At 65.1% G+C, this 25,367-nt stretch carries 24 protein-coding genes; 18 read left to right on the forward strand and 6 right to left on the reverse strand.

Going from position 1 to position 25,367, the window contains the following annotated elements:
• Positions 1–15: 15 nt before the first annotated feature.
• Positions 16–723 carry a TetR family transcriptional regulator gene (locus E8E95_RS18380; protein WP_280352547.1) on the reverse strand — a complete coding sequence of 236 codons (708 nt, stop codon included), beginning with the start codon at positions 721–723 and terminating at the stop codon, positions 16–18.
• 115 nt (positions 724–838) lie between these two features.
• Here E8E95_RS18380 and E8E95_RS18385 point away from each other — a divergent pair, with 115 nt between their 5' ends.
• The 10 genes from E8E95_RS18385 to E8E95_RS18430 all read left to right on the forward strand — a co-directional run bounded on the left by E8E95_RS18385 (position 839) and on the right by E8E95_RS18430 (position 12,801).
• Positions 839–2,383: an NAD(P)/FAD-dependent oxidoreductase gene (locus E8E95_RS18385; protein WP_280352549.1), complete on the forward strand. Its 1,545-nt coding sequence runs from the start codon at positions 839–841 to the stop codon at positions 2,381–2,383.
• Complete coding sequence (locus tag E8E95_RS18390; RefSeq protein ID WP_280352551.1) at positions 2,380–3,264, forward strand: SDR family NAD(P)-dependent oxidoreductase; 885 nt, start codon at positions 2,380–2,382, stop codon at positions 3,262–3,264. The genes E8E95_RS18385 and E8E95_RS18390 overlap by 4 nt, the downstream gene beginning before the upstream one ends.
• Positions 3,265–3,751: 487 nt before the next feature.
• Positions 3,752–4,660: a glutamate/aspartate ABC transporter substrate-binding protein gene (locus E8E95_RS18395; protein ID WP_179061982.1), complete on the forward strand. Its 909-nt coding sequence runs from the start codon at positions 3,752–3,754 to the stop codon at positions 4,658–4,660.
• 206 nt (positions 4,661–4,866) lie between these two features.
• Positions 4,867–5,613 (forward strand): amino acid ABC transporter permease, encoded by a 747-nt coding sequence (locus tag E8E95_RS18400; protein WP_280352554.1) that lies wholly within the window; start codon positions 4,867–4,869, stop codon positions 5,611–5,613.
• A complete protein-coding gene (locus E8E95_RS18405; RefSeq protein WP_199824492.1) occupies positions 5,610–6,278 on the forward strand; it encodes an amino acid ABC transporter permease in 669 nt (222 codons plus the stop codon). Before E8E95_RS18400 ends, E8E95_RS18405 begins: the two co-directional genes overlap by 4 nt.
• The gene (locus E8E95_RS18410) at positions 6,275–7,009 is read left to right on the forward strand and encodes an amino acid ABC transporter ATP-binding protein (protein ID WP_280352557.1); all 735 of its coding nucleotides are present in this window, start codon (positions 6,275–6,277) and stop codon (positions 7,007–7,009) included. The genes E8E95_RS18405 and E8E95_RS18410 overlap by 4 nt, the downstream gene beginning before the upstream one ends.
• Before the next feature lie 138 nt (positions 7,010–7,147).
• Entirely contained in the window at positions 7,148–9,058 is a 1,911-nt protein-coding gene (locus E8E95_RS18415) for a sensor histidine kinase (RefSeq protein ID WP_280352888.1), read from the forward strand.
• On the forward strand, positions 9,055–10,377 hold the full coding sequence (locus E8E95_RS18420) for a sigma-54 dependent transcriptional regulator (protein ID WP_280352559.1): 1,323 nt from the start codon (positions 9,055–9,057) through the stop codon (positions 10,375–10,377). The genes E8E95_RS18415 and E8E95_RS18420 overlap by 4 nt, the downstream gene beginning before the upstream one ends.
• A 220-nt stretch (positions 10,378–10,597) precedes the next feature.
• On the forward strand, positions 10,598–11,881 hold the full coding sequence (locus E8E95_RS18425; RefSeq protein WP_280352561.1) for an MFS transporter: 1,284 nt from the start codon (positions 10,598–10,600) through the stop codon (positions 11,879–11,881).
• Positions 11,878–12,801: an aldo/keto reductase gene (locus E8E95_RS18430; RefSeq protein WP_280352563.1), complete on the forward strand. Its 924-nt coding sequence runs from the start codon at positions 11,878–11,880 to the stop codon at positions 12,799–12,801. Before E8E95_RS18425 ends, E8E95_RS18430 begins: the two co-directional genes overlap by 4 nt.
• Before the next feature lie 146 nt (positions 12,802–12,947).
• Here the strand turns inward: E8E95_RS18430 and E8E95_RS18435 are convergent, their stop codons facing one another.
• Positions 12,948–13,697 carry a 3-oxoacyl-ACP reductase family protein gene (locus E8E95_RS18435; RefSeq protein ID WP_280352565.1) on the reverse strand — a complete coding sequence of 250 codons (750 nt, stop codon included), beginning with the start codon at positions 13,695–13,697 and terminating at the stop codon, positions 12,948–12,950.
• 118 nt (positions 13,698–13,815) lie between these two features.
• On the opposite strand from E8E95_RS18435, the gene E8E95_RS18440 reads away from it, so the two are divergent.
• Positions 13,816–14,748: a LysR family transcriptional regulator gene (locus tag E8E95_RS18440; RefSeq protein ID WP_280352567.1), complete on the forward strand. Its 933-nt coding sequence runs from the start codon at positions 13,816–13,818 to the stop codon at positions 14,746–14,748.
• Positions 14,749–14,857: 109 nt separating this feature from the next.
• Here the strand turns inward: E8E95_RS18440 and E8E95_RS18445 are convergent, their stop codons facing one another.
• Both E8E95_RS18445 and E8E95_RS18450 read right to left on the reverse strand, forming a co-directional pair.
• Entirely contained in the window at positions 14,858–16,132 is a 1,275-nt protein-coding gene (locus tag E8E95_RS18445; protein ID WP_280352569.1) for a CynX/NimT family MFS transporter, read from the reverse strand.
• 20 nt (positions 16,133–16,152) lie between these two features.
• On the reverse strand, positions 16,153–16,803 hold the full coding sequence (locus tag E8E95_RS18450; protein WP_280352571.1) for a FadR/GntR family transcriptional regulator: 651 nt from the start codon (positions 16,801–16,803) through the stop codon (positions 16,153–16,155).
• Between the two features lie 180 nt (positions 16,804–16,983).
• On the opposite strand from E8E95_RS18450, the gene E8E95_RS18455 reads away from it, so the two are divergent.
• Complete coding sequence (locus E8E95_RS18455) at positions 16,984–17,226, forward strand: hypothetical protein (RefSeq protein WP_280352573.1); 243 nt, start codon at positions 16,984–16,986, stop codon at positions 17,224–17,226.
• Positions 17,227–17,702: 476 nt separating this feature from the next.
• Here E8E95_RS18455 and E8E95_RS18460 read toward each other — a convergent pair whose 3' ends face one another.
• Positions 17,703–18,329 carry a class I SAM-dependent methyltransferase gene (locus E8E95_RS18460; RefSeq protein WP_280352575.1) on the reverse strand — a complete coding sequence of 209 codons (627 nt, stop codon included), beginning with the start codon at positions 18,327–18,329 and terminating at the stop codon, positions 17,703–17,705.
• 113 nt (positions 18,330–18,442) lie between these two features.
• Between E8E95_RS18460 and potE the strand changes: the two genes are divergently transcribed.
• The 5 genes from potE (at position 18,443) to E8E95_RS30550 (ending at position 22,962) form a co-directional block, all read left to right on the forward strand.
• Positions 18,443–19,792, forward strand: coding sequence for a putrescine-ornithine antiporter (potE, locus tag E8E95_RS18465; protein WP_280352577.1), 1,350 nt, complete (start codon positions 18,443–18,445; stop codon positions 19,790–19,792).
• A complete protein-coding gene (locus E8E95_RS18470; protein ID WP_280352579.1) occupies positions 19,789–20,685 on the forward strand; it encodes an amino acid ABC transporter substrate-binding protein in 897 nt (298 codons plus the stop codon). The genes potE and E8E95_RS18470 overlap by 4 nt, the downstream gene beginning before the upstream one ends.
• Positions 20,686–20,775: 90 nt before the next feature.
• Positions 20,776–21,474: a 2OG-Fe(II) oxygenase gene (locus tag E8E95_RS18475; protein WP_280352581.1), complete on the forward strand. Its 699-nt coding sequence runs from the start codon at positions 20,776–20,778 to the stop codon at positions 21,472–21,474.
• An 85-nt stretch (positions 21,475–21,559) separates the two neighbouring features.
• Positions 21,560–22,624 carry a bifunctional DNA-binding transcriptional regulator/O6-methylguanine-DNA methyltransferase Ada gene (gene ada, locus E8E95_RS18480; protein WP_280352583.1) on the forward strand — a complete coding sequence of 355 codons (1,065 nt, stop codon included), beginning with the start codon at positions 21,560–21,562 and terminating at the stop codon, positions 22,622–22,624.
• Between the two features lie 56 nt (positions 22,625–22,680).
• Positions 22,681–22,962: an Ada metal-binding domain-containing protein gene (locus tag E8E95_RS30550; protein WP_348532582.1), complete on the forward strand. Its 282-nt coding sequence runs from the start codon at positions 22,681–22,683 to the stop codon at positions 22,960–22,962.
• A gap of 328 nt (positions 22,963–23,290) precedes the next feature.
• Here E8E95_RS30550 and E8E95_RS18490 read toward each other — a convergent pair whose 3' ends face one another.
• A complete protein-coding gene (locus tag E8E95_RS18490; RefSeq protein ID WP_280352585.1) occupies positions 23,291–24,340 on the reverse strand; it encodes a Gfo/Idh/MocA family oxidoreductase in 1,050 nt (349 codons plus the stop codon).
• A gap of 75 nt (positions 24,341–24,415) precedes the next feature.
• On the opposite strand from E8E95_RS18490, the gene E8E95_RS18495 reads away from it, so the two are divergent.
• Positions 24,416–25,360: a LysR family transcriptional regulator gene (locus E8E95_RS18495; RefSeq protein ID WP_280352587.1), complete on the forward strand. Its 945-nt coding sequence runs from the start codon at positions 24,416–24,418 to the stop codon at positions 25,358–25,360.
• Positions 25,361–25,367 lie beyond the last annotated feature (7 nt).

Here is a 25,367-nt window from a genome sequence, read left to right on the forward strand (position 1 = left end):
CGAATGAATTCGCCCCTACAGTGCCCCCACCGCCTGCAACACGCTGGCACCGGTGAAGAGGAACAACACCTGCTCCACCGCCTCCGCACGAATCGCCTCGCGGCGCTCCGGTTCACCGATGTAGTCCAGTGACATCTGGAACAGGTTGCGACTGACCAGCCGCGACACGCGCCGCACCACCGGCTCGGCCACCAGCGTCGGCAGCAGCTTGTACTCGCGAACGTCTTCGGCCATATCGGCGGCGAAGTCTTCCATCACCTCGCGCAGGGCCTCCCGCAGCACCGGGGAAGCGCCATGCAGCTCGCGCACGCCAATGACGAACGCCTCGGCGTTGTCGTCGACGAAGTCGAAGAACAGATGCACCGTCTCATGGCAGACGCGCCGCCCACGGCCCAGGTCGATCCCCATCAGCTTCGGCAACAGTCCGCCATCGCCCTGCACGGCTCGGGCAGCCGCCTCGCGTCGCAGGTCGCGCAGCGGCTGGCGGAGTTGGGTGGCGATGTTGCGGATGATGGCCAGGCCCAGGTCCTCCACATCCTTGAAGTGGCGGTAGAAGGTATTCGGGTTCAGCCCGGCCTCCCGCGCCAGCTCGCGCAACCCCACGCTGGCGAGGCTGCGGCTCTGGGAACCCAGGCGCAGCGCCGCTTCCATGAGCAGGCGCTTGCCGGGGGCATCGGGCGTTCGTTCTGGCGACTGGGGCTCGTCACCGCTGGCGGAATTCATTTCTGGCCCTACCTAAGGTTGGTTGTGACGACGTTGGATTGCCGGCGAGTATACAGATGTCTACCTTGGTATACAGCTGTATACGCCGCAATTAATAAGAACAGGAGCCCGGCCAATGACTGCGTCACCCCGACCCTCTGCCCGCCATTGCAAGATCGCCATCATAGGTTCCGGTTTCTCCGGCCTCGGCATGGCGATCCGCCTGAAGCAGAAAGGCGAGAACGATTTCCTCGTATTCGAAAAGGAGCCCGGCATCGGCGGCACCTGGCGAGTGAACAACTACCCGGGTTGCGGCTGCGACGTGCAATCGCACCTGTATTCCTTCTCGTTCGAGCCGAACCCGAACTGGACGCGCATGTTCGCCAAACAGGAGGAGATCAAGACCTACCTGGAAGGCTGCTGGGAAAAGTACCGGCTGCAGGACAAGACCCTGCTGGGCACCGAGATCACCCGCCTGGCCTGGAACGACGTGGACGAGCTGTGGCAGATAGAGGATGCCGCCGGCAATCACTACAGCGCGCAGTTCGTGGTATCCGGCATGGGCGCGCTGTCCACCCCCGCGACCCCGGCACTGAAGGGCCTGGAGAAGTTCAAGGGCACGCGCTTCCACTCCCAGCAGTGGAACCATGACTACGACCTGACCGGCAAACGCGTGGCGGTAGTCGGCACCGGCGCCTCCAGCATCCAGTTCGTGCCGCAGATCCAGAAGCAGGTCGCCCAGCTCGACCTCTATCAACGCACCGCGCCCTGGATCATGCCCAAGCCCGACCGCGCCATCAGCGAAGGCGAGCGCTCCCGCTTCAAGCGCTTCCCCTTCCTGCAGAAGCTCTGGCGCGGCGGCATCTACGCCATCCTCGAAAGCCGCGTGGTGGGCTTCGCCCTGACGCCGAAGGTGATGAAGCTCGCCGAATGGGTCGCCAAGAGCTACATCAAGCGCAAGATCAAGGACCCGGTGCTACGCGCCAAGGTCACGCCGGACTACACCATGGGCTGCAAGCGGGTGCTGATCTCCAATGACTACTACCCGGCCCTGACCCAGCCCAACGTCGACGTGATCACCAACGGCATCCGCGAAATCCGCGCGAACAGCATCGTCACCGCCGACGGCACGGAACGCCAGATCGACGCCATCATCTTCGGCACCGGCTTCACCCCCAGCGATCCGCTGCCCCGCGGCGTGGTCTTCGGCCGCAACGGCGTCGACCTGCTGGACACCTGGTCGCAGGGCCCCGAAGCCTACAAAGGCACCCTTACCGCCGGTTTCCCGAACCTGTTCTTCCTGATGGGGCCGAACACGGGGCTCGGCCATAACTCCATGGTCTACATGATCGAATCGCAGATCCATTACGTGCTCGGCGCCCTCCGGCTGCTGGACGAACGCCGCCTGCGCAGCTTGGAGGTCAAACGCGAGGTGCAGGACAGGTTCAACGGCAAGCTCCAGGGCAGCCTGGGCAACACCGTGTGGAATGCCGGCGGTTGCAAGAGCTGGTACCTGCACCCGGTGACCGGACGCAACTGCACCGTATGGCCCGGCTTCACCTGGCGCTACCGCCTGCTGACCCGCAACTTCGACCCCGCGGCCTACCATTTCAGCCGCAGCGTGCCGGTGCACGCCGCCCAGGGCCCGCTGCTGATGGCTAATCAAGAGGTACCAGCATGAAATCCTTCGAGAACAAAGTCGCCGCTGTCACCGGCGCCGGTTCCGGCATCGGCCGTGCCCTCGCCTGCGCCCTCGCCCGCCAGGGCTGCCACCTGGCTCTCGCCGACGTGAACGCCGAGGGCCTGGCCGACACCGCCGCCATGGCGCGCAAGCTGGGCGTGCAGGTCACCGAGACCCGCGTCGATGTCGCCAACCGCGACGCCGTGCACGCCTGGGCCGAACAGGTGGTGCTGGACCACGGCCGCGTCAACCTGATCTTCAACAACGCCGGTGTCGCCCACGCCGGCACCGTGGATGGCAGTGACTACTCGGAATACGAGTGGATCATGAGCATCAACTTCTGGGGCGTGGTGTATGGCACCAAGGCCTTTCTGCCGCACCTCAAGGCCAGCGGCGAAGGTCATGTGGTCAACGTCTCCAGCGTGTTCGGCCTGTTCGCCCAGCCCGGCATGAGCGCCTACAACGCCACCAAGTTCGCCGTGCGCGGTTTCACCGAATCACTGCGCCAGGAGCTGGACATGGAAGGCTGCGGGGTATCGGCCAGTTGCGTGCACCCCGGCGGCATCCGCACCAACATCGCCAAGACGGCGCGAATGAACGACAGCCTGGCCAAGGTCACCGGCCAGGAATCCAGCCGCGCCCGCCAACAGTTCAACGACCAGTTGCTGCGGACCAGTCCGGACAAGGCAGCAGAGGTGATCCTGCGCGGCGTGCTGCGCGACGGTCGACGCATTCTCATCGGCGCCGATGCCTGGGCGCTGGATGGCATGCAGCGCCTGCTGCCGACCCTCTACCAGCGCCTGGTCACCACCTCCATGCGCCTGGCCGCGAAGTTCGCGCCGAAACCAAGGACGGTGGAAGTGTCCAAGGCGGTTGATTGATCGGAGTGCTTCTACTTGTGGGGGCGATTTCAATCGCAAAGCAGACCGGAGGGCTGCCCTGCTGATTATCAGGGGGGCAGCTCCGCCGCCCTCAGCGAATGAATTCGCCCCCACAAAACACGGACCTGCCTTTCCTTGTAGGGGCGAATTCATTCGCCAAGCAGGACGCAGTCCTGCCGTAGGTTGGGCAGAGGAACGAAGCCCAACGATGCAAAGCACACGGAGATCCCCGGCACTCCCCCCTCCAAACATGACCACAAAGTCACTCGTTCGGAAACCCGAACGCCATTCGGAGCGCATATTCGGAAGCCCGGACAAGGCGCAAATCCAGATAGCCTCCTATCAATATAAAATCCTTTAATTTCAATAACTTGATAAAATAATCAGACCGCCATACAGCTGGCACGCATTCTGCCAATACAGATCCCCGACGGACGCGAATTCCTAACGCGCCGATAAGAACAAACAACATCGAGGACTGTCGTTCATGCGTATGCTCCCCAAGGTTCTGGCCACCGCTATCGCAGCAACCCTGATTTCCGCTCCGGCCTTCGCCGCCGAGCTGACCGGTACCCTGAAGAAGATCAAGGAGACCGGCACCATCACCCTCGGTCACCGTGACGCCTCCATCCCCTTCTCCTACCTCGGCACCGAGCCGGGCAAGCCCATCGGCTACTCCCATGACCTCCAGCTGAAAGTGGTCGAGGCCATCAAGCAGGAACTGGGCCTGCCGGAACTGAAGGTCCGCTACAACCTGGTGACCTCCCAGACCCGTATCCCGCTGGTGCAGAACGGCACCGTCGACATCGAGTGCGGTTCCACCACCAACAATCTCGAGCGCCAGAAGCAGGTCGGCTTCTCCGTGGGCATCTTCGAAGTGGGCACCCGCCTGCTGTCCAAGAAGAGCGCCAGCATCAACGAGTTCGAAGACCTGAAAGGCAAGAACGTCGTGACCACCGCCGGCACCACGTCCGAGCGCCTGCTCAAGTCCATGAACGCCGAGAAGCAGATGGGCATGAACATCATCTCGGCCAAGGACCACGGCGAGTCCTTCCTGATGCTCGAATCCGGCCGCGCGGTGGCCTTCATGATGGACGACGCCCTGCTCTACGGTGAAATGGCCAAGGCCAAGAAGCCCGATGACTGGGTCGTGACCGGCAAGCCGCAGTCCTTCGAAATCTACGGCTGCATGGTTCGCAAGGACGACGAAGCCTTCAAGAAAGTGGTCGACAAGGCCATCGCCGACACCTTCGCCTCCGGCGAAATCAACGGCATCTACGACAAATGGTTCACCCAGCCCATCCCGCCGAAGGGCCTGAACCTGAACTTCCCCATGAGCGAAGAGCTGAAAAAGCTGGTCGCCAACCCCTCCGACAAGTCGGCTGAAGAAATCTGACGCCTTGCTCCCTTCTCCCAGAGGGAGAGGGGCCGGGGGTGAGGGGTGTTGGAGAACGCACGCAGTTAGGCTTCCCTCACCCCAACCCTCTCCCAGAGGGAGAGGGAGCTGTCCGAAGTCGGCCTGAAATATCGCCGTACTCCTGACAGCCACTCCCTTCCACTGCCTTCATCGCAGAACGATCGACCTGATAGGGGACAACCCTGATGAATTACAACTGGGACTGGAGCGTGTTCTTCAAGTCCACCGGGATCGGCAGCGAGATCTACCTGGACTGGTTCGTAACCGGCCTGGGCTGGACCATCGCCATCGCCCTGGCGGCCTGGATCATCGCCTTGCTGCTGGGCGCGCTGCTCGGCGTGATGCGCACTGTGCCGAACCGCTGGGTTTCCGGCATCGCCACCGTCTACGTGGAAATCTTCCGTAACGTGCCGCTGCTGGTGCAGCTGTTCCTTTGGTACTTCCTGGTGCCGGACCTGCTGCCCGAACCGCTGGAAATCTGGTTCAAGCAAGACCTCAATCCGGCCACTTCGGCCTACCTCAGCGTGGTTATCTGCCTCGGTTTGTTCACCGCCGCCCGCGTCTGCGAACAAGTGCGCACCGGTATCCAGGCATTGCCCAAGGGCCAGCTCGGCGCCGCCCGCGCCATGGGCTTCCGCCTGCCGCAGATATACCGCTACGTACTGCTGCCCCAGGCCTTCCGCATCATCATCCCGCCGCTCACCAGCGAGTTCCTCAACATCTTCAAGAACTCTTCGGTGGCGTCGCTGATCGGTCTGATGGAGCTGCTGGCGCAGACCAAGCAGACCGCCGAGTTCTCCGCGAACCTGTTCGAAGCCTTCACCCTGGCCACCCTGATCTACTTCACCCTGAACATGAGCCTGATGCTGATCATGCGCACCGTGGAGCGGAAAGTGGCAGTGCCCGGCCTGATTTCCGTAGGGGGTAAATGATGGATTTCTCCGCGATCATCCCTGCCCTGCCGGGCCTTGCAGACGGCCTGCTGATGACCCTCAAGCTGATGGTGCTGGGCGTCTTCGGTGGCGTGGCGCTGGGCACCCTCCTGGCCCTCATGCGCCTGTCGCACAACCCGATGATGTCGAAGATTGCCGGGTTGTACGTCAACTACTTCCGCTCCATCCCGCTGCTGCTGGTGATCACCTGGTTCTACTTCGCGGTGCCCTTCCTGCTGCGCGCCATCACCGGTGAAGACACGCCCGTGGGTGCGTTCACCTCGTGCCTGGTGGCCTTCATGATGTTCGAGGCGGCGTACTTCTGCGAAATCGTCCGCGCCGGCATCCAGGCCATCCCGAAAGGCCAGATGGGTGCGGCCTCGGCCCTCGGCATGACCTACAGCCAGAGCATGCGCCTGATCATCCTGCCCCAGGCCTTCCGCAAGATGACCCCGCTGCTGCTGCAGCAGAGCATCATCCTGTTCCAGGACACCTCGCTGGTTTACACCGTGGGCCTGATGGACTTCCTCAACGCCGCCCGTTCCCGTGGCGACATCATCGGCCAGCCCCACGAGTTCCTGATCTTCGCCGGCCTGGTCTACTTCAGCGTCAGCTTCATCGCTTCCCAGTTGGTCAAACTCCTGCAGAAAAGGTTAGCCGTATGATTTCCATCAAGAACGTCAACAAGTGGTACGGGGACTTCCAGGTGCTGACCGACTGCAGCACCAATGTGAAGAAAGGTGAAGTGGTGGTGGTGTGCGGCCCGTCGGGCTCGGGCAAATCCACCCTGATCAAGTGCGTGAACGCCCTGGAGCCTTTCCAGAAAGGCGACATCGTGGTCGACGGCACGTCCATCGCCGACAAGGCCACCAACCTGCCCAAGCTGCGTTCCCGCGTCGGCATGGTGTTCCAGCACTTCGAGCTGTTCCCGCACCTGTCCATCACCGAGAACCTGACCATAGCCCAGACCAAGGTGCTCGGCCGCAACAAGGACGAGGCCCTGGAGAAAGGCCTCAAGCTGCTCGACCGCGTCGGCCTCAAGGCCCATGCCCACAAGCACCCCGGCCAGCTCTCCGGCGGCCAGCAGCAGCGCGTCGCCATCGCCCGCGCCCTGGCCATGGACCCGGTGGTGATGCTGTTCGACGAACCCACCTCGGCGCTGGACCCGGAAATGGTCAACGAAGTGCTGGACGTGATGGTCGAGCTGGCCCAGGAAGGCATGACCATGATGTGCGTGACCCACGAGATGGGCTTCGCCCGCAAGGTCGCCGACCGGGTGATCTTCATGGACCGCGGGCAGATCGTCGAAGACTGCGCCAAGAATGAGTTCTTCGGTGACGTCAGCGCCCGCTCCGACCGCGCCCAGCAGTTCCTCGCGAAGATCCTCCAGCACTAAGCGGCTCTTGTAGGAGCCAGCTTGCTGGCGAAACGTGCACGGCGATTCGCGAGCAAGCTCGCTCCTACATCGCTCCGCCCTTACTCCACCACTCGGCGCCCGTACGTGGCGCCGACTGGAACGGCCCGGATGTCTATGATGCAATGCCCTCCCGCCAGCCTCCGCGCCGTGCCGCCCGCATTGACCGTGAAACCGCGCCTGTTCCGCCATTTCCTGCTGTTCCTGCTGCTGCTCCTGTGCATGCTGGGCTTCGGCTACATCGGCTATCACCTCAGCGAAGTGTCCGGCATCCGCCAGCTGCGGGATAACGGCGAGCGCCAGCTCGAACTCCACGCCCGCGCCGTGGAAAGCGAGATCAACCGCTACACCTACCTGCCCAGCCTGCTGGAGTTGGAGTCCAGCGTCAGCCACCTGCTGCTGAACCCCACGCCCTACCGGCGCAACCTGGTCAACGACTACCTCGAAGGCCTGAACCGCCGCAGCGGCGCCCGCGCCATCTACCTGCTGGACACCAACGGCCGCGTGCTGGCCACCAGTAACTGGCGCGACACCGACAGCTACCTGGGCGAAGACCTGGCCTTCCGCGCCTATTTCCAGGAGGCCGTGCAAGGCAGGCCCGGCCGCTTCTATGGCATCGGCAGCACCACCGGCGAGGCCGGTTACTACCTGGCCCACGGCTTGCGCTACCAGGGCCGGATCATCGGCGTGGCGGTGGTCAAGGTGAAGCTCGAAGCCCTGCAGGAACGCTGGGAAAAGGCCCGCCTGCAAGCCTTCGTCAGCGACGAGAACGGCATCATCATCCTCTCCAGCGACCCGGCCCTGCGCATGAAGGCCGTGCGCCCGCTCTCGGCCGAGGACAAGGAACGCCTGGCCCGCAGCCTGCAGTACTACTGGTGGGCGTTGAACGAATGGGAGCCGCGCTCCCGCGAAGTGCTGGGCGAAGGCCTGGAGGCCATCAGCTTCGCAGCCAGCGGTCCCCAGGGCGAACAGGAAGGCGAAATCGCCTACCTCGCGCAGACCCGCACCCTGAATGACACGCCCTGGCATTTCACCCTGCTCTCGCCACTCGCCGATCTGCGCCGCGAAGCGGTGATCCAGGGCATGCTCGCCGCCGTCGGATTCGCCCTGCTGGCCTTCCTGCTGATCGCCTGGAACGAGCGGCGCAAGGTCATCGCCACCCGCCTCGCAGCCCGCGAAGCACTGCTGGCAGCCAACAACGAGCTGGAACGCAAGATCGCCGAACGCACCCAGGACCTGCGCGCCAGCAACAGCCGCCTGCTGGCGGAAATCCGCGAACGCAAGCAGACCGAAGACAACCTGCGCAAGGCCCAGGACGGGTTGGTGCAGGCTGGCAAGCTGGCGGTGATCGGGCAGATGTCCACCAGCATCGCCCACGAACTCAACCAGCCCTTGGCCGCGCTGCGCACTCTCTCCGGCAACACGGTGCGCTTCCTGGCGCGCGGCGCCCTGGACACTGCCAGCACCAACCTCGCGGCGATCAACGAGCTGGTCGACCGCATGGGCCGCATCACCGCCAGCCTGCGCGCCTTCGCCCGGCGCTCCGATGACCACGGCGTGGCGCACCTGGGCAAGGCGGTGGATGCCGCCCTCTTCCTCCTGCACACCCGCCTGGAACGTACGCCGCTCACGCTGCACCGCGACTTCGCCGACGTGCTGCTGGCCATCGACCAGACCCGCCTGGAACAGATCCTGGTCAACCTCATCGCCAACGCCCTGGACGCCATGTCCGGCCAGCCCGACTGCCAGCTCTGGCTCAGCGGCGCGGCCGACGGCGGCAACTATCGCCTGCAGGTTCGCGACAACGGCCCCGGCATCGACCCGGCCAACCGCCAGCACCTGTTCGAACCCTTCTTCACCACCAAGCCCGGCGAACACGGCCTGGGCCTTGGCCTGACCCTTTCCGCCAGCCTGGCCACGGCCGCTGGCGGGAGCCTGGCGGCCCATCACCCGGAAAGCGGCGGCACTGCCTTCGAGCTCTGCCTGCCGCTGCTGGAAAGCCCCGACGAATCCGTGAGCCCAGCCCCATGACCGAGCCCCTCAGCGTCCTCATCGTCGAAGACGACCCCCACGTCCTGATGGGTTGCCAGCAGGCGCTGGCCCTGGAAGACATCCCCAGCATCGGCGTCGGCAGCGCCGAAGAAGCCATGGCCCAGGTGGGCGAGGACTTCGCCGGCATCGTCATCAGCGACATCCGCCTGCCCGGCATGGATGGCCTGACGCTGCTGGAGCGCCTGAAGTCCCGCGACCGCAGCCTGCCGGTGGTGCTGATCACCGGCCACGGCGACATCACCATGGCGGTCCAGGCCATGCGCGACGGCGCTTACGACTTCATGGAGAAACCTTTCTCTCCCGAGCGCCTGGTGGACGTCGCGCGCCGCGCCCTGGAACAGCGCGCGCTGGCCCGCGAAGTGTCGAGCCTGCGCCGGCAACTGGCCGGCCGGCAGTCTCTGGAGCAGCGCATCATCGGACGCTCGCCGGCCATCCAGGCCCTGCGCGAACTGATCGCCAACGTCGCCGACACCTCGGCCAATGTGCTGATCGAAGGCGAGACCGGCACCGGCAAGGAACTGGTCGCCCGTTGCCTGCACGACTTCAGCCGGCGCCAGTCGAAACAGTTCGTCGCCCTCAACTGCGGTGGCCTGCCGGAGAACCTGTTCGACAGCGAAATCTTCGGCCACGAGGCCCATGCCTTCACGGGTGCCGGCAAGCGTCGTATCGGCAAGATCGAGCACGCCCACCAGGGCACCCTGTTCCTCGACGAAATCGAGAGCATGCCGCTCAACCTGCAGATCAAGTTCCTCCGCGTGCTCCAGGAGCAGACCCTGGAACGCCTCGGCTCCAACCAGCCGATCCCGGTGGATTGCCGGGTGATCGCTGCCACCAAGTTCGACCTGGACGAAGAAGGCCGCGCGGGCCGTTTCCGCAGTGACCTCTACTACCGCCTCAACGTGGTCACCCTGGAACTGCCGCCGCTACGTGATCGCCGCGAAGATATCCTGCTGCTGTTCGAGCACTTCCTGCAGCTCTCCACCTTGCGCTTCGATCGCGCCGCCCCCGAGCTGGACAACGCCACCGTCTCCGCGCTGATGGCCCACGACTGGCCCGGTAACGTGCGAGAACTGCGCAACGTCGCCGAACGCTTTGCCCTCGGACTGCCGGTATTCAAGAAAAGCGGCCAGACCCCGGACGGCAACGAACCGCGTTTCGCCGAAGCGGTGGAAGCTTTCGAAAAATCCCTCCTCAGCGCCGCCCTCGAACGCCACGGCGGCAACCTCAGCCAGGCCTGCATCGCCCTCGGCATGGCCAAGACCACGCTGTTCGACAAGGTGAAGAAGTACGGGCTTTGATCGAGCCCCTGGGGCGGACTGAAACTTGTGGGGGCGAATTCATTCGCTAAGGGCAGCGCAGCTGCCCCCACCAGATCCCGAATGGCAGACCTTCGGCCTGCTCAGCGATTGAAATCGCCCCCACAACAAAGCGCGCCCCACTATCCCCGCAACGGCCAATACCAGCACCCCGCCCCGCCATGGTCTAAAACCTCCAGACACCCCCACACGAACCACCGCCATGTCCCCGCTCCACCGCGCCATCCATGCCAGGGCCGGTGAACTGGCCCCGGCCCTCGCCGCCTTCGCCCTGCTGCTGTGCCTGTTCGGCGGCTACTTCATGCTGCGGCCGGTGCGCGAAACCATGGGCATCGCCGGCGGCGTGGAGAACCTGCAATGGCTGTTCAGCGCCACCTTCGTCACCATGCTACTGGCAGTCCCTGCCTACGGCTGGCTGAATGCGCGGGTTCCGCGGCGGATCTTCCTCGACTGCGTCTACCTGTTCTTCGCCAGCAACCTGCTGGGTTTCGCCTGGCTGCTGTGGCGCACGTCGGACCCGCTGTGGGTGGCGCGCGCCTTCTACGTCTGGTTGTCGGTCTACAACCTGTTCGTGGTGTCCCTGGCCTGGAGCCTACTGGCCGATGTGTTCGACCGTCGGCAATCCAAACGGCTGTTCCCGTCCATCGCCGCGGGCGCCAGCCTGGGTGGCCTGATCGGTCCGCTGCTGGGAGGACTGCTGGTCAGTCACGCGGGCACTGCCGGTCTGCTGGTACTGGCCGCACTTTTCCTGTTGCCCACTCTCGTCCTGCGCCGCTACCTGATGACCTGGCGCGCAATGGGTGGCGCCGGGCGACCGGGCGTGGAGAGCGAACCACCGGAACGCCCGGTGCCCGGCAATCCCTTCGCCGGCATCAGCCTGGTGCTGGGCTCGCCCTATCTGCTGGGCATCTGTGTTTTCGTCCTGCTGCTGTCCTGCACCAGCACCTTCCTATACTTCGAGCAGGCCCGTCTGGTGGCCGCGCTGTTCCCCGATAGCCAGCAGCAGGTCCGCGTCTTCGCCCTGATCGACTTCACCGTGCAGGCCCTCTCCCTCGCCTGCCAGTTGTTCATCGCCGGGCGCGTGGCCCAGCGCTTCGGTGTCGGCGCGCTACTGGCGGTAGTACCCCTGTTGGTGACGCTGGGCTTCCTCGCCCTCGCGCTGCTGCCGCAGTTCGCCGTACTGGCGGCGGTCATGGTGCTGCGCCGGGTGGGGGAATACGCCTTCGTGCGGCCGGGGCGGGAAATGCTCTTCGTGCCGCTCGGCGCCCAGCAGAAATACCGGGCGAAAAACTTCATCGACACCGTGGTCTATCGCGGAGGCGATGCCGTCAGCGCCTGGCTCAAGGCCCTGCTCGACGCCATCGGCCTCGGCGCTGCGCTGGTGGCCCTGGTGGGTGCCGGCGTGGCCCTCGCCTGGAGCGCAGTGGGCTGGCGCCTCGGCCGTCACCATGAACAGACAGCCAACCCGCAGGAGGTCCAACCATGAGAACCGGCATCACCCGCGCCGAATTCCTCCGCCTCAGCGCCGGCACCGCGCTCCTGGCCATGAGCCCCTTCAGCCTGGGTGCGGACATGGGTCAGCAGCCCCTGCGCCGCCGCGCCATTCCCTCCAGCGGTGAGCAGTTGCCGGTGATCGGCATCGGCACTTACCGAGGCTTCGACATCTCCCGTAATGCCACCGAAGCCTGGGCCGACTGCCGCAAGGTGCTGGAAGAACTGTTCGCAGGCGGGGGCTCGGTGATCGACAGTTCGCCCATGTACGGGCAAGCGGAAGAAGTGGTCGGCGGCCTGCTCAACGAGCTCAAGGCACACGACCGCGCCTTCGTCGCCACCAAAGTCTGGACCCAGGGTCGCCAGCACGGCGTGGAGCAGATGCAGCACTCGATGCGCCTGTTGCAGCGCCAGCGCATCGACCTGATGCAGGTGCACAACCTGGTGGACTGGCAAGAGCACCTGAAGACCCTGCGCCAATGGAAAGAGGAAGGCCGCATCCGCTACCTGGGCGTCACCCACTACACCTCGAGCGCCTACGACCATCTGGAGAAAGTGCTGCGCGCCGAGCAGTTGGACTTCCTGCAGGTCGACTACGCCCTCGACGACCGCGACGCCGAGGAGCGCATCCTGCCCCTGGCCCGGGATCGCGGCACGGCAGTGTTGATCAACCGTCCCTTCGGCGGCGGCAACCTGCTGCGCAACCTGTTGCAACAGCCCGTACCGGAGTGGGCCGCCGAGTACGACTGCACGAGCTGGTCGCAACTCCTGCTGAAGTTCTGCCTCAGCCACCCGGCGGTGACCTGCGTCATCCCCGGAACGGGAAACCCCCGTCACATGCTGGACAACCTCCAGGCTGGGCGGGGGAAGGAAGCGGATCAGGCATTTCGCGAGCGCCTGATACAGCTTTTGTAGGGTGGAAATCGCTCTTCATTTCCACCCTCGGTGCCAACCCGGACTCCGCGCTTTCGTAGGATGGGTAGAGCCCGCGAAACCCATCGACCATCGCTGATGGGTTTCGCTTCGCTCTACGCCATCCTACGGGGACCATATGCCCGCCGTCAGGCCGAGAACCCGCCATCGATCATCAGGTTCGCACCAGTGATGTACCCGGCTTCCGGGCCCGCCAGGTAAGCCACGAAGCTGGCGATTTCCTCGGCCTGGCCGTAACGCGGCAGGGCCATCAGTTGCTTGAGGGAGGTGGCGAACTCGCCGTTATCGGGGTTCATCTCGGTGTCCACCGGGCCCGGCTGCACGTTGTTGACGGTGATGCCGCGCGGGCCCAGGTCGCGGGCCAGGCCCTTGGTGAAACCGGCTACCGCCGCCTTGCTCAGGGCATAGACCGAACCACCGGCAAAGGGCATGCGTTCGGCGTTGGTGCTGCCGATGGTGATGATGCGACCGCCCTCGCCCATCACACGAGCCGCTTCCTGGCTGGCGATCACCACGCTCCGGACGTTGACGTCCAAGGTGCGGTCGAGGTCATCGATGCTGAACTCTTCGATGGGCGCCACGGCCAGCACGCCGGCGTTGTTCACCAGGATGTCGAGTCGGCCGTAGGTTTCCACGGTGTGGCGGATGGCGGCGCGGATGGCCTTTTCGTCGCGGCTGTCGGCCTTGATCGCGATGGCGCGGCCGCCGGCGGCTTCGATGGCCTGGACGACTTCAAGGGCGCTGCTGGCGGAAGCAGCGTAAGTCAGCGCTACTGCGGCGCCGTCATTGGCCAGGCGCTTGGCGATGGCAGCGCCGATACCACGGGAACCGCCCTGGATGAATGCGACCTTGCCTTCGAGGGTTTTCAGAGTGCTCATCGGGAATCTCCTGGAACTGGGTGGGTGTGGAAGACGGCCCCAGTATTCACCCCGCATTCACAACCGATAAGCTGGCAATCACTATATTCAGTCGATACCAATGGTTTATGGAGATGCCATGGAAACCCTCAGCAGCATCGAGTGCTTCGTCCGCGCAGCCGAGGCCGGCAGCTTCGCCGAAGCCGCTCGGCGCCTGGGCCTGACGCCCGCAGCGGTGGGCAAGAACGTGGCACGGCTGGAGTCGAACCTCGGCGTGCGGCTATTCCTGCGCAGCACGCGTCGCCTGACGCTGACCGAAGCCGGTGAGCGTTTTCTCGCGGAGGTGAGTGGCGGGCTGGCAAGCATCCAGGGCGCAGTGGCGAACCTCGCCAGCAGCCAGGGCCAACCGGCGGGGACCCTGAAGGTGAGCATGGGCGTTTCGTTCGGCCGGGATTACATCCTGCCGCACCTCGGCGAGTTCCTCGCCCGCTACCCGGCGATCATCCCGGACTGGCACTTCGACAACCGTCCCGTGGACCTCATTGGCGAAGGCTTCGACGCGGCCATTGGCGGCGGTTTCGAACTGCCGCCCGGCGTCATCGCGCGTCAGCTCGGGCCAGCCCATCGGGTGCTGCTGGCGTCCGCGGACTACCTGGCGCGCAGCCCCGCCATCGGGTCCCCGGAAGACCTTGCCCGGCACGACGGCATCCTTATCCGCTCCCCGCAGACCGGACGCGTTCGCGCCTGGCCATTGCGCACCCGCGACGACCGCCAGGCCACCTTCGAGCTGAAGCTGCGCATGGCCATGACCGACCCGGAAGCGGCCTGCCATGCAGCCATGCAAGGGCTCGGCGTTACCCTGGTGAGCACCGTGCACGCCCTGCCCCACCTTCGCAGCGGTGCCCTGGAACGGGTGCTGCCGGACTGGTACGTGGATACCGGCAGCCTGTCGCTCTACTTCAGCGCGCAGAAACTGCTACCGGCCAAGACCCGCGTGTTCATTGACTTCATCGTCGAGCGCTTCCGCGAGCAGAAGATGGCAGAACAATTCAACGCCAACTGGCGGCCCTGAGCCGCAAGCGGCACCTCTTCGTAGGATGGGTAGAGCTTGCGAAACCCATCGACCAACGCTGATGGGTTTCGCTTCGCTCTACCACATCCTACAAATGACCCAGCTGGCTTCAGAGATGCTCGCTGCGCGCCGCGACATACAGGTTTCGACCGGCGCCCAGACCGAACGCGGTGGCGGCCAGGCTGATCACCACGAAGATGATCCCCACCGCACTCCAACCTTCGGTGAGGTCGTGCACCACGCCCACCATCAGCGGGCCCATGGCCGCCAACGTGTAGCCCACACCCTGGGCCATGCCGGAAAGGTTAGCGGCGACATGGGCGTCCTTCGAGCGCAGCACGATCAGCGCCAGGGCAATGCTGAAGGTGCCGCCCTGCCCCAACCCGAGCACCGCGGCCCAGCCCCAGATACCGGATAGCGGCGCATAGAGCATGCCCAGCAAGCCGGCGAGGGTCAGGCCCATTACCAGCAGCACGGCCAGACGCTGGTCGCGGCCACGGGTGGCCAGCCAGGGCGCACCGAGAGCGCTGATCAGCTGCACCATCACCGAACCGGACAGCACCAGTCCGGCTTGCACCGCGGAGAGGCCACGGTCGATCAGGATCGACGGCAACCAGCCGAACACGATGTAGGCCAGTGAGGACTGCAGCCCCATGTAGAGGGTCACCTGCCAGGCCAGCGGGTCGCGCCACAGGCCGGTCACCTTGTAGGCCTGGCGATGGGCATGCTGGCTCTGGCGAGCCTGGGGCAGCCAGATCAGCGCAGCGAGCACCGCCGGCAGCGCCCAGAAGGCCAGTGCCGGCTGCCAGGCATCATCCAGCAGCTCGGCCAGCGGCACCGTGGCGCCTGCGGCCAACGCCGCGCCCAGGCACAGCGCCATGGTGTAGACCCCGGTCATCGTGCCGGCGATATGTGGGAAGTCGCGCTTGACGATGCCCGGCAGCAGTACCCCGATGATGCCGATGCTCGCGCCCGCCACCAGGCTGCCCACGAACAGCCCGGCTACCGGGAACAGGCTGCGCAGCACGATGCCGACGGCCAGGGTGAGCAGGATCAGCAGCACCGTGCGCTCGCTGCCCAGACGCCGCGCCAGCATCGGCGCCAGCGGCGCAAACAGGCCGAGGCAGAGCACCGGCAAGGTGGTCAGCAGGCCCGCGCCGGTCGCCGACAGGCCCGTCGCCTCGCGCACCATGTTCAACATCGGCGCCAGGCTGGACAGTGCCGGACGCAGGTTCAACGCCACCATCACCAGGCCGACCAGCAACAGCACAGTGCTGCCGCGCAATGCTTGCGGCTGGGGTTCGTCGTCAGCTTCGGCGTCGATCAACAGCTCTTCCGGCGGGCAGGCCGGCTTGGGGTCATCCATTGGGTTTGGGGCGTTCATGCAAGGCAGCTCCAGGAAGGTCAGATCAGCAACGCACGGTTGGCCGCTGCGGCGGCGTCCGCGTCTTGTCGTTCGATGGCGTCGAGCAGGTCGCGGTGCAGATCGAAACTCGGCTGTTCACGCTCGGGATCGGAGATGGTGCGCTCCAGGCCAACGCGGATGACCTGGGAGAAATAGCGATACAGCTGGCTCAGCACCGGGTTGTGGGCGCTGTCCACCACCCGCTGGTGGAAGGCCAGGTCATGGACGATGTAGTCGTCGATATCTTCGTAGTTGGAACGGGCGGCGGACGCGGCCAGGGCCACGCGCAGGGCGGCAAGGTCGTCTTCGGTGCGACGCAGGGCCGCCAGCCGCGACGCCTCGACCTCGATCATCCCCCGCGCCTCCAGCGCCTGCTCCACCGAACTGCGCGCCAGCGCCTGCATGGTGCCGAGCGGGTCGGCACAACCACGCACATAGGTACCGTCGCCCTGGCGCACTTCCAGCACACCGGAGAAGGTCAGCACGCGCACCGCCTCACGTACGGTGTTACGGCTGATGCCGATGATCTCGGCCAGTTCGGGTTCGGGAGGCAGGCGCTGGCCCAGGGGCCAGGTGCCGTCGTCGATGCGCTGGCGAATCTGTTCCAGGGCGATATCCACCAGGGAACGCTTGAGAGAAGACGCGGACATGGCAAACATCCAATCATCCGATGAATTTGAAGAATCGAAGGTTAGCCTGCTCACTATCGCCTCGCAACCGCGACACCCTTGCGGTTGAGGCAATAGTCATTATCTACGGGGATGATTTTTCGCCCCCTACCGCGGTTGGTAGCCTGCACGCATTCACAAGCACCGCTCGGGAACACCCACATGAAGCATGTTCACATCCTTGCGCTGGCCGTAACGACCCTGATCCTCGCCGGCTGCGCCAGCCAACCCGAACCCGAGCTACGCCCCTACACCGACGCCGAGGTGAAGCAATTCGCCTTGGAAATGCTCAGCCGCGCCGGCCTGCCGTACGACGACTACGAAAAGGTCCGCCAGGCCCTCATCCACCCCAAGGTGCCCGAGGCGGGGAAAGACCTGCCGAAGGGACTTCCACGCAAGGGTTGATCGGATAGTCCGGTTTGGCCCCCTTGCCCTCTCCCCCGACCCCTCTCCCGCACGCGGGCGAGGGGTGACTCTCCCTACGCCTCCGATGCACGGGCTACATCCGCATTTGTGGGGGGTGATCGTGCGCGTTGGGCTTCGCATAGCTCAGCCGCAACCTACGAAAGCCAGGCAGGGACCTGAGCTTTTTGTGGGGGCGATTTCAATCGCTGAGCAAGCCACAGGCCTGCCGTAGGTTGGGCAGAGGAACGAAGCCCAACGCGCGGACGTGACCATGATCGTTGGGCTTCGCATCGCTCAGCCACAACCTACGAATTCCAGGCACGCCCAAGCGGAGGGATCTGAGCTTTTCGTGGGGGCGAATTCATTCGCCAAGCAGGCCGCAGGCCTGCCGTAGGTTGGGCAGAGGAACGAAGCCCAACGCGCGGACGTGACCATGAGCGTTGGGCTTCGCATCGCTCAGCCACAACCTACGAGTCTTAACTCTTGCGCCACACACTCGCCAGCCACGGCTGCTGCGCACGCGGCATTCCCGCCGGGCGGTAGTAATGCTCCAACTCCTCGAAACCCGCTGCTTCAAGCAGGACCTTCCAGTTTTCGTAATCGTGCCAGGAACCGTAGCGGCTGCCGCTCCAGCCTTCGTCGTTCTGCCCCCGCGGGTTGGAGCTGAAGAGCACGCCGCCGGGCTTCAACGCGGCGTGCAGCTGGAGCAGGACGCGGGGCAGTTCCTGGCGCGGGACGTGGAACAGGCTGGCGTTGGCGAAGATGCCGTCAAAGCGTTCGGCAGGAAGATCAAGCGCGAGGAAGTCCTGGTGCCAGACCTCGCAGCCGGAATCGACACGGGCCATGGCGACGAAGCTCTGCGCGCCGTCCAGGCCGATGGCGTGATGGCCGAGGCGAGTGAAGGTCTGCAGATCGCGGCCGGGGCCGCAGCCGAAATCGAGGAGGGTGAACGGCGCATTGCCCCTGATGTGCCGCAAGAGCGCCTCGATGTTCTGGCTCACATCGTGGTCGCGGGTACCTTCGCGGAAACCTTCGGCGTTGCGGTTGTAATCGTCGAGCGTGGTGGCGGTGATGCTGGCCAGATCGTCGGGGTGCAGAGACATGGGCGGCTCGCGGCGGCATGTTGCAGGGAAGTGAATTCTACTCCTGGCCGGGAAGCAGCATCGTCCAACGCCACCTATCTTTCTGGAGATATCTCCTCCAGAAGGTTTCCAGCATGACGGCTCCCGGCAAGAAAATGGGTCTGACCGGCCTCACCACGCTCGTGTCGGTCAACATGATGGGCTCGGGCATCATCATGCTGCCCTCCAGCATGGCGCAGCTCGGCGCGATCTCGCTGCTGTCCTGGATCATCACCGCCGTGGGTTCCATGGCCATCGCCTACTGCTTCGCCCAGTGCGGCATCTTTTGCGCACGCTCGGGCGGGATGTCGGCCTATACCGAAGAGGCCCATGGCAAGTCGGCCTTCTTCCTCTGTTCCTATCTCTATTTCCTCTCGCTGGCCATCGGCAACGTGGCCATCGCGATTTCCGCCGTCGGCTACCTCACACCGTTCTTTCCCTGGCTGGGTAGCGGTGCCATTCCGCTGTTCGTCGGTGCGGTGGCGCTGATCTGGCTGACCACCCTGGCCAACTTCGGCGGACCGAAGATCACCGGCCATATCGGTTCGATCACCGTCTGGGGCGTGATCATCCCGGTGGCGGGGCTGTCGGTTATCGGCTGGTTCTGGTTCGACGCCGACATCTTCCGCGCAGCCTGGAACCCCAATGGCATCTCCACCAACGACGCCATCACCCAGAGCATTCCCCTGACCCTCTGGGCCTTCCTCGGCATGGAGTCCGCCGCGCAGAACTCCGATGCGGTGGAGAACCCCAAGCGCAACGTCCCGCTGGCGTGCCTGCTGGGCACCCTCGGCGCCGCGGTGATCTACGTGCTGTCCACGTCGGTGATCATGGGCATCGTGCCCAACCCCGAACTGGCCAACTCCAGTGCGCCGTTCGCCTTCGTCTACGCGAAGATGTTCAACCCGCTGGTGGGCGACCTGATCATGGGCCTGGCGGTGATGGCCTGCGTCGGGTCGCTGCTGGGCTGGCAGTTCACCCTGGCGCAGACGGCCAAGGTCACCGCCGACCAGCACATGTTCCCGGCGCTGTTCTCCCGGGTCACCCTGCTGGGCGCGCCCATTGCCGGGTTGGTGGCCAACGCCGTGCTGCAGAGCGCGATGGCGGTGTCGACCATTTCGCCCAATGCCTCGGAACAGTTCGGCAAGCTGGTGAACCTGGCGGCGGTGACCAACATCGTTCCCTACATCACCTCGCTCTCGGCGCTGCTGGTGATCATGCAGAAAGCCGGGGTGACCGGTTACCCCCACCACCGCAACGTCGTGGTGCTGCTCATTGCCATGGCCTACAGCTTCTATGCGCTCTACGCCTCGGGCACGGAGGCGGTGTTCGGCGGCATGATCGTCACCGCCGTGGGCTACCTGATGTTCGGCTACATCGCTGACCGTTTCCTCGAAGAGCGGGCTGCACGTACGCGCTCCCTCGGCCTGGAGGAGCAGCCATGAACGGAATCTCGATTCGCTGGCTCCCGGCGCTGCTGATCGCCCTCCTGCCAGTGCTGGCCCCTGCCCAGACCCTGGAGCGCATTCGCGCCACCGGCACCCTCACCCTCGGCTACCTGCCCGACCAGCCGCCCTTCTCCTCCGCCGAGGGTGAAGGCGCCTCGGGCTATGCCATCGACCTGTGCCAGAAGGTTGCCGAACAGCTGCGCACCCAGCCGGGCCTGGCATCACTCAAGGTCCGCTTTGTGCCATTGGCGCCGGGGAAAGCCCTCGGCGTTGTACGTGACGGCGGCGTTGACCTGCTGTGCAGCCCGATGGTGGAAACCCTGAAACGCCGCCAGAGCGTGGCATTCTCGCTGCCGGTGTATACCGCCGGCATTGGCGTGGTGCTGCGCAAGGATGCACCGATTGCGCTGGTGAAGGTGCTCAGCGGCGAAGTGGAGGAGACGGGACCCACCTGGCGCGCCACACTCAACCGCGGCCTGGCAGCCCACAACTTTGCGGTACAGAGCGGGTCGGTCGTGGAAGACTGGGCGCGGGAAAAACTGCGTCTGATGAAGGTGATGGTCAACCTGGAAACCGTGACCAGTCCGGCGGAAGGCGTGGCGCAGGTGGCCGACGGCAAGGTGGACGCCTTCTTCGCCAGCCAGATGATCCTGCGCAGTCTGGTGGCACGGGATACTGCCAATACCAATCTGATGGTGCTGGACCGGCGTTTCGAGTTCGAGCCGGTGTCGCTGGCCCTGGCGCGCGGCGACGAGGACTTCCGCCTGCAGGTGGACACGGCGTTGAGCCAGGTCTACCGCTCCGGCGCGATCCTGCCGCTCTACAGCAAATATTTCGGCATCCCGAGCGAGTTGGACCAGACCCTGTTCAAGGTTTACTCACGGCCCTGACAGGCGCCGAATTCGACCGCAAGCAGCGGAGTGCCCCGATGCTTGCGCGCGCCTAATCTCGGCGCCCATCACCGAACAGGGGCACCCACCATGAAAGCCATCGACAGCCTGGATTGGCCATCCATCGAAGCGGACCTCGACCAGAATGGCTGGGCCCTGATCCGCCAGTTACTGACACCAGCGGAGTGCACGGAGCTGGCAGCCCTGTACGGGCAACCGGATCGCTTCCGCTCTCGCGTCGTCATGGCCCGCCATGGTTACGGCCAGGGCGAATACCAGTATTTCGACTACCCATTGCCGCCCATGGTGGCGGGCCTGCGCAGTGTTCTATATCCGCGTCTGGCGCCGCTGGCCAACCTCTGGCACGAACGCCTGGGACTGGATGGACAATTCCCGGCCGAGCACAGCGGCTTCCTCCAGCGCTGCCACGATGCCGGCCAGTCGCGCCCTACCCCGCTGCTGCTGCGCTACGTCGCCGGTGACTACAACTGCCTGCACCAGGACCTCTATGGGGAGCAGGTTTTCCCGATTCAGCTGGCGGTGCTGCTGTCCGAGCCGGGCAAGGCGTTCGAAGGCGGCGAGTTCGTCATTACCGAACAACGTCCACGCATGCAATCACGGGTGCAGGTGGTGCCGCTGAGCCTTGGCGATGGGGTGCTGTTCGCGGTCAACTTCCGCCCGGCACTGGGCGTTCGTGGCTACCACAGGGTCCGGCTGCGTCATGGCGTCAGCCAGGTTCGCAGCGGCCAGCGCCACACGCTGGGGGTGATTTTCCATGACGCGCTGTGAAGGAATTCGACCGCAAGAGTCGGGATGCGCGCCTGATGCTGGCCGCATACTCTCTGCCATGAACGAACCACAAGCGGATAGCGCCATGAAGCCCTCTGCCAGGACCGCCACCGAACAGGACCCACGCTGGGCCGCCGTACAGGCCCGCGACCCGGCTGCCGACCGCCAATTCGTCTATGCGGTGAAGACCACCGGCATCTACTGCCGCCCCAGCAGCCCCACGCGCCTGCCGCGCCCGGAGAACGTGGAATTCTTCGACAGCGCCCAGGCCGCCGAAGCCGCCGGATACCGTCCCAGCCGTCGCGCCGCTACCGACATGACGCACCTGGCCGAGCAGCATGCGGCGCTGGTGTCCGCGGCCTGCCGGCAGATCGAAACCGCCGAGGAAGTACCGGGGCTCGAAGCCCTGGCCGAATCGGTGGGCATGAGTGCCTCGCACTTCCACCGGGTATTCAAGGCCGTCACCGGCCTGACGCCCAAGGCGTACGCCCGCGCCCGGCGTGCGCGCAAGGTGCGCGATCAGCTCGGCCCGGACACCTCGGTGACCGAGGTGATCTACGACGCCGGATTCAATTCCAACAGCCGCTTTTATGCCGACTCCGCCCAGGTATTGGGCATGAAGCCGGCCGACTACCGGGCCGGCGGCACCAACAACGCCATCCGCTTCGCCCTGGGGGAATGTTCGCTGGGCCACTTCCTGGTGGCGCAAAGCGATGTCGGCGTCTGCGCCATCCTCCTCGGCGACGATCCGGATGCCCTGCTGCGCGACCTGCAGGACAAGTTCCCCCGCGCCGGGCTGATCGGCGGCGACAGCGACTTCGAACAACTGGTGGCCAAGGTCATCGGCTTCATCGAAGCGCCGCAACTGGGCCTGGACCTGCCACTGGATGTGCGCGGTACGGCTTTCCAGGAGCGGGTCTGGCAGGCGCTGCGGGAGATTCCACCCGGTAGCACCGCCAGCTATGCGGACATCGCCGAACGCATCGGCTCGCCCCGCGCAGTGCGCGCCGTGGCCCAGGCCTGCGCAGCCAACAGCCTGGCGGTAGCCATTCCCTGCCACCGAGTGGTGCGCAGCGACGGCAATCTCTCCGGTTACCGCTGGGGCGTGGAGCGCAAGCGCCGTCTGCTGGAGCGCGAGGCCGAGGGGTGAAAGCCTGGACCCTGGTGGGAGCGGACGGGCAGACCTATCCCAGCCCTGTTCCCGGAATGCTGGGCGGGCACCGCAAGACGCGCATCTACGGTCGTTTCGACTGCCCCACCGCCCTGCGCGCGATCGCGCGGGGTGGCTACGTGAAAGAGCGGGTGTTCTTTGCCGATGAGGCAGCCGCGCGAGCGGCGGGGTATCGGCCTTGTGCGCGGTGCATGGAAAAGGCGTACCTGAAATGGAAGGCCGGCCTGACTTGTAGGGGCGAATTCATTCGCCAAGCAGTCCGAAGGCCTGCCCTGCCAACTCTGCAAGGGGGCAGCTGCGCTGTCCTTGGCGATTGAAATCGCCCCCACAAAGAAGCAATCCACTTGCCGCATCGACCGATCCCAGGTTCTGAACGCCCCTGCGGGGGGCGAATTCATTCGCCAAGCAGGCCGAAGGCCTGCCCTGCCAACTCCGCAAGGGGGCGACTGCGCCGCCCTTGGCGATTGAAATCGCCCCCACAAAGAAGCAATCCACCTGCCGCATCAACCGATCACAGGTTCTGGACGCCCCTGTGGGGGCGAATTTATTCGCCAAGCAGGCCGAAGGGCTGCCCTGCCAACTCCGCAAGGGGGCGGCTGCGCCGCCCTTGGCGATTGAAATCGCCCCTACAAAGAAGCAATCCACCTACTGCGCAACCACCACTGTTCCACCCTCCCTTGCCGCCCGGCCGATGGCATCCACCACCCGCAGGTTCTGCAAGCCATCGCGCACGCTCACCAGCGGCTCCGACTCGCCGCGAATAACCTGGCAGAAATGCTCCAACTGCCGTGCCAGCGGGTCTTCGCGGTGCAACTCGGCCACTTCGCAGGTGAAGGGTTTCCACCAGGAACGGTCCTCCGGCTGCGCGTAGCACTTCAGGCGCATGGTCGGCACGGCCAGGGAACCGCCGGTGCCGGCGATCAGATAGCAGTCTTCGTCGTCGTAGCTGGGATAGTCGCGGTTTTCCTGGGAGGTCTGTTCCCAGCTGCGCGCCGAAGCAGCGGTGTCGGACAGCAGGAAACTGCCCAGGGCTCCGCTGGCGAAGCGCAGGCTGATGCTCACCGTGTCTTCCACCGGGAAACCACGGGTGGCGCTGGAGGCCAGAGCCTGCACGGCAACGATTTCGCCGCACAGTGAGCGCAGGTTGCCGATTTCATGGATCAGGTTGATCAGCACCGGCCCGCCGCCGGCCTGGCGCCGCCAGGGCGCGGCATCGAAGTAATCGTCCGGCTTGTAGAAAAGCGCGCTCCCCATCACCGCTACCACCTGGCCAAGCCGGCCCTGGCGGATGACCTCACGCGCCTGCTCGAGGATAGGGCTGTGGGCGCGGTGATGCCCGACCAGCAGCGGCACCTTCGAATCCGCCGCTGCCGCCAGCAGTCGCTCGCCCTCCTCCAGCGTATGGGCGACGGGCTTCTCGATCAGTGCGGGCACGCCGGCCTGCAAGCAGACCAGCGCCTGCTCCACATGCAGCTGGTTGGGGGTCGCAAGGATGATGCCGTCGGGGCGCTCCGACTCGAACAATGCCTCCAGCGAGGGAAACAGCGGCACGCCGGCACGCTGTGCAACCTCCGAGGCGGCGGCCGCCGGGTCGACCAGCGCGGCCAGTTCGCAGAAAGGGTTGGCCTGGATGAGTTCAAGGTGGCGCTGGCCGATCAGGCCGGCACCGGCAATGGCGATACGCAAGCGGTTCATGTCGTTCGATCTGTTCCGGTGAGGAGGGGTCGATCGAAAGACTAATATTCACTAATCGATCTATAATCTGCCGCCATGAAAAATCAGAATGCGCTTTTAGCGAATAATGATCCCTTCCTTCGGGACCTCTTGCTGTTCTGTACCGTGGCGCGACGCTCCAGTTTCGTGGCCGGTGCGACGGAACTGGGCATCTCCCCCGCCCATGTCAGCAAGCGCATCGCCATGCTGGAGGAATCCCTCGGGGTCAAGCTGTTCAACCGCACCACGCGACGGGTGAACATCACCGCTGACGGCGAGGCGGCCTTTGCCTGGGCGCAGAAGATTCTCGAAGACGTGGAAGGCATGGTGGAGGCGCTCTCCGGCCTGAAGGGCGAGCCACGCGGGGTGCTGCGCATCGCCACCAGCCTGCGTCTGGGGCGGGACTATGTGTCGCCGGTGCTGTCCTTGCTGCGCCAGCGCCATCCGGGCCTGGAAGTCTGGCTGGAACTGTTGGATAGACGCGTGGACCTGCTCGGCGAGAACTTCGACATCGACCTGCGCGTGGGCGAAGTGCACGAGCCGCACCTGATCGCCCACAAGATCGCCGACAGCTATCGCATGCTCTGCGCCGCCCCCGCCTACCTGGCGCGACGCGGCCAACCGCGCACCCTGGCGGACCTCGCGCAGCACGAATGCCTGCTATTCCGCGAGCGCGAACTGGGCTTCGGCGTCTGGCGTCTGGTCGGCCCCAATGGGGAGGAAACCGTGAAGGTCACCGGGCCGATGGCCTCCAACCACAGCGACGTGGTGCGCCAATGGGCCCATGAGGGCCACGGGGTGATCATGGCGTCGGTTTGGGACGCTGCCCCTAGTATTCGCGACGGCAAGCTGGTGCAGGTGCTACCAGCCTATCGACAGAAGGCGGATGTCTGGGCGGTGACCGCGGCAAGGGCCTCGGGCTCGGCCAAGGTGAAGCTGTGCATCGACTTCCTCAAGGAGCAGCTCGCCCACGGGCCCCACGCCCTGGATATCCGCCTCTGAGCCACGC

The sequence above is a fragment of the Pseudomonas sp. BN414 genome, assembly GCF_029871275.1.
GTDB lineage: Bacteria > Pseudomonadota > Gammaproteobacteria > Pseudomonadales > Pseudomonadaceae > Metapseudomonas > Metapseudomonas resinovorans_C.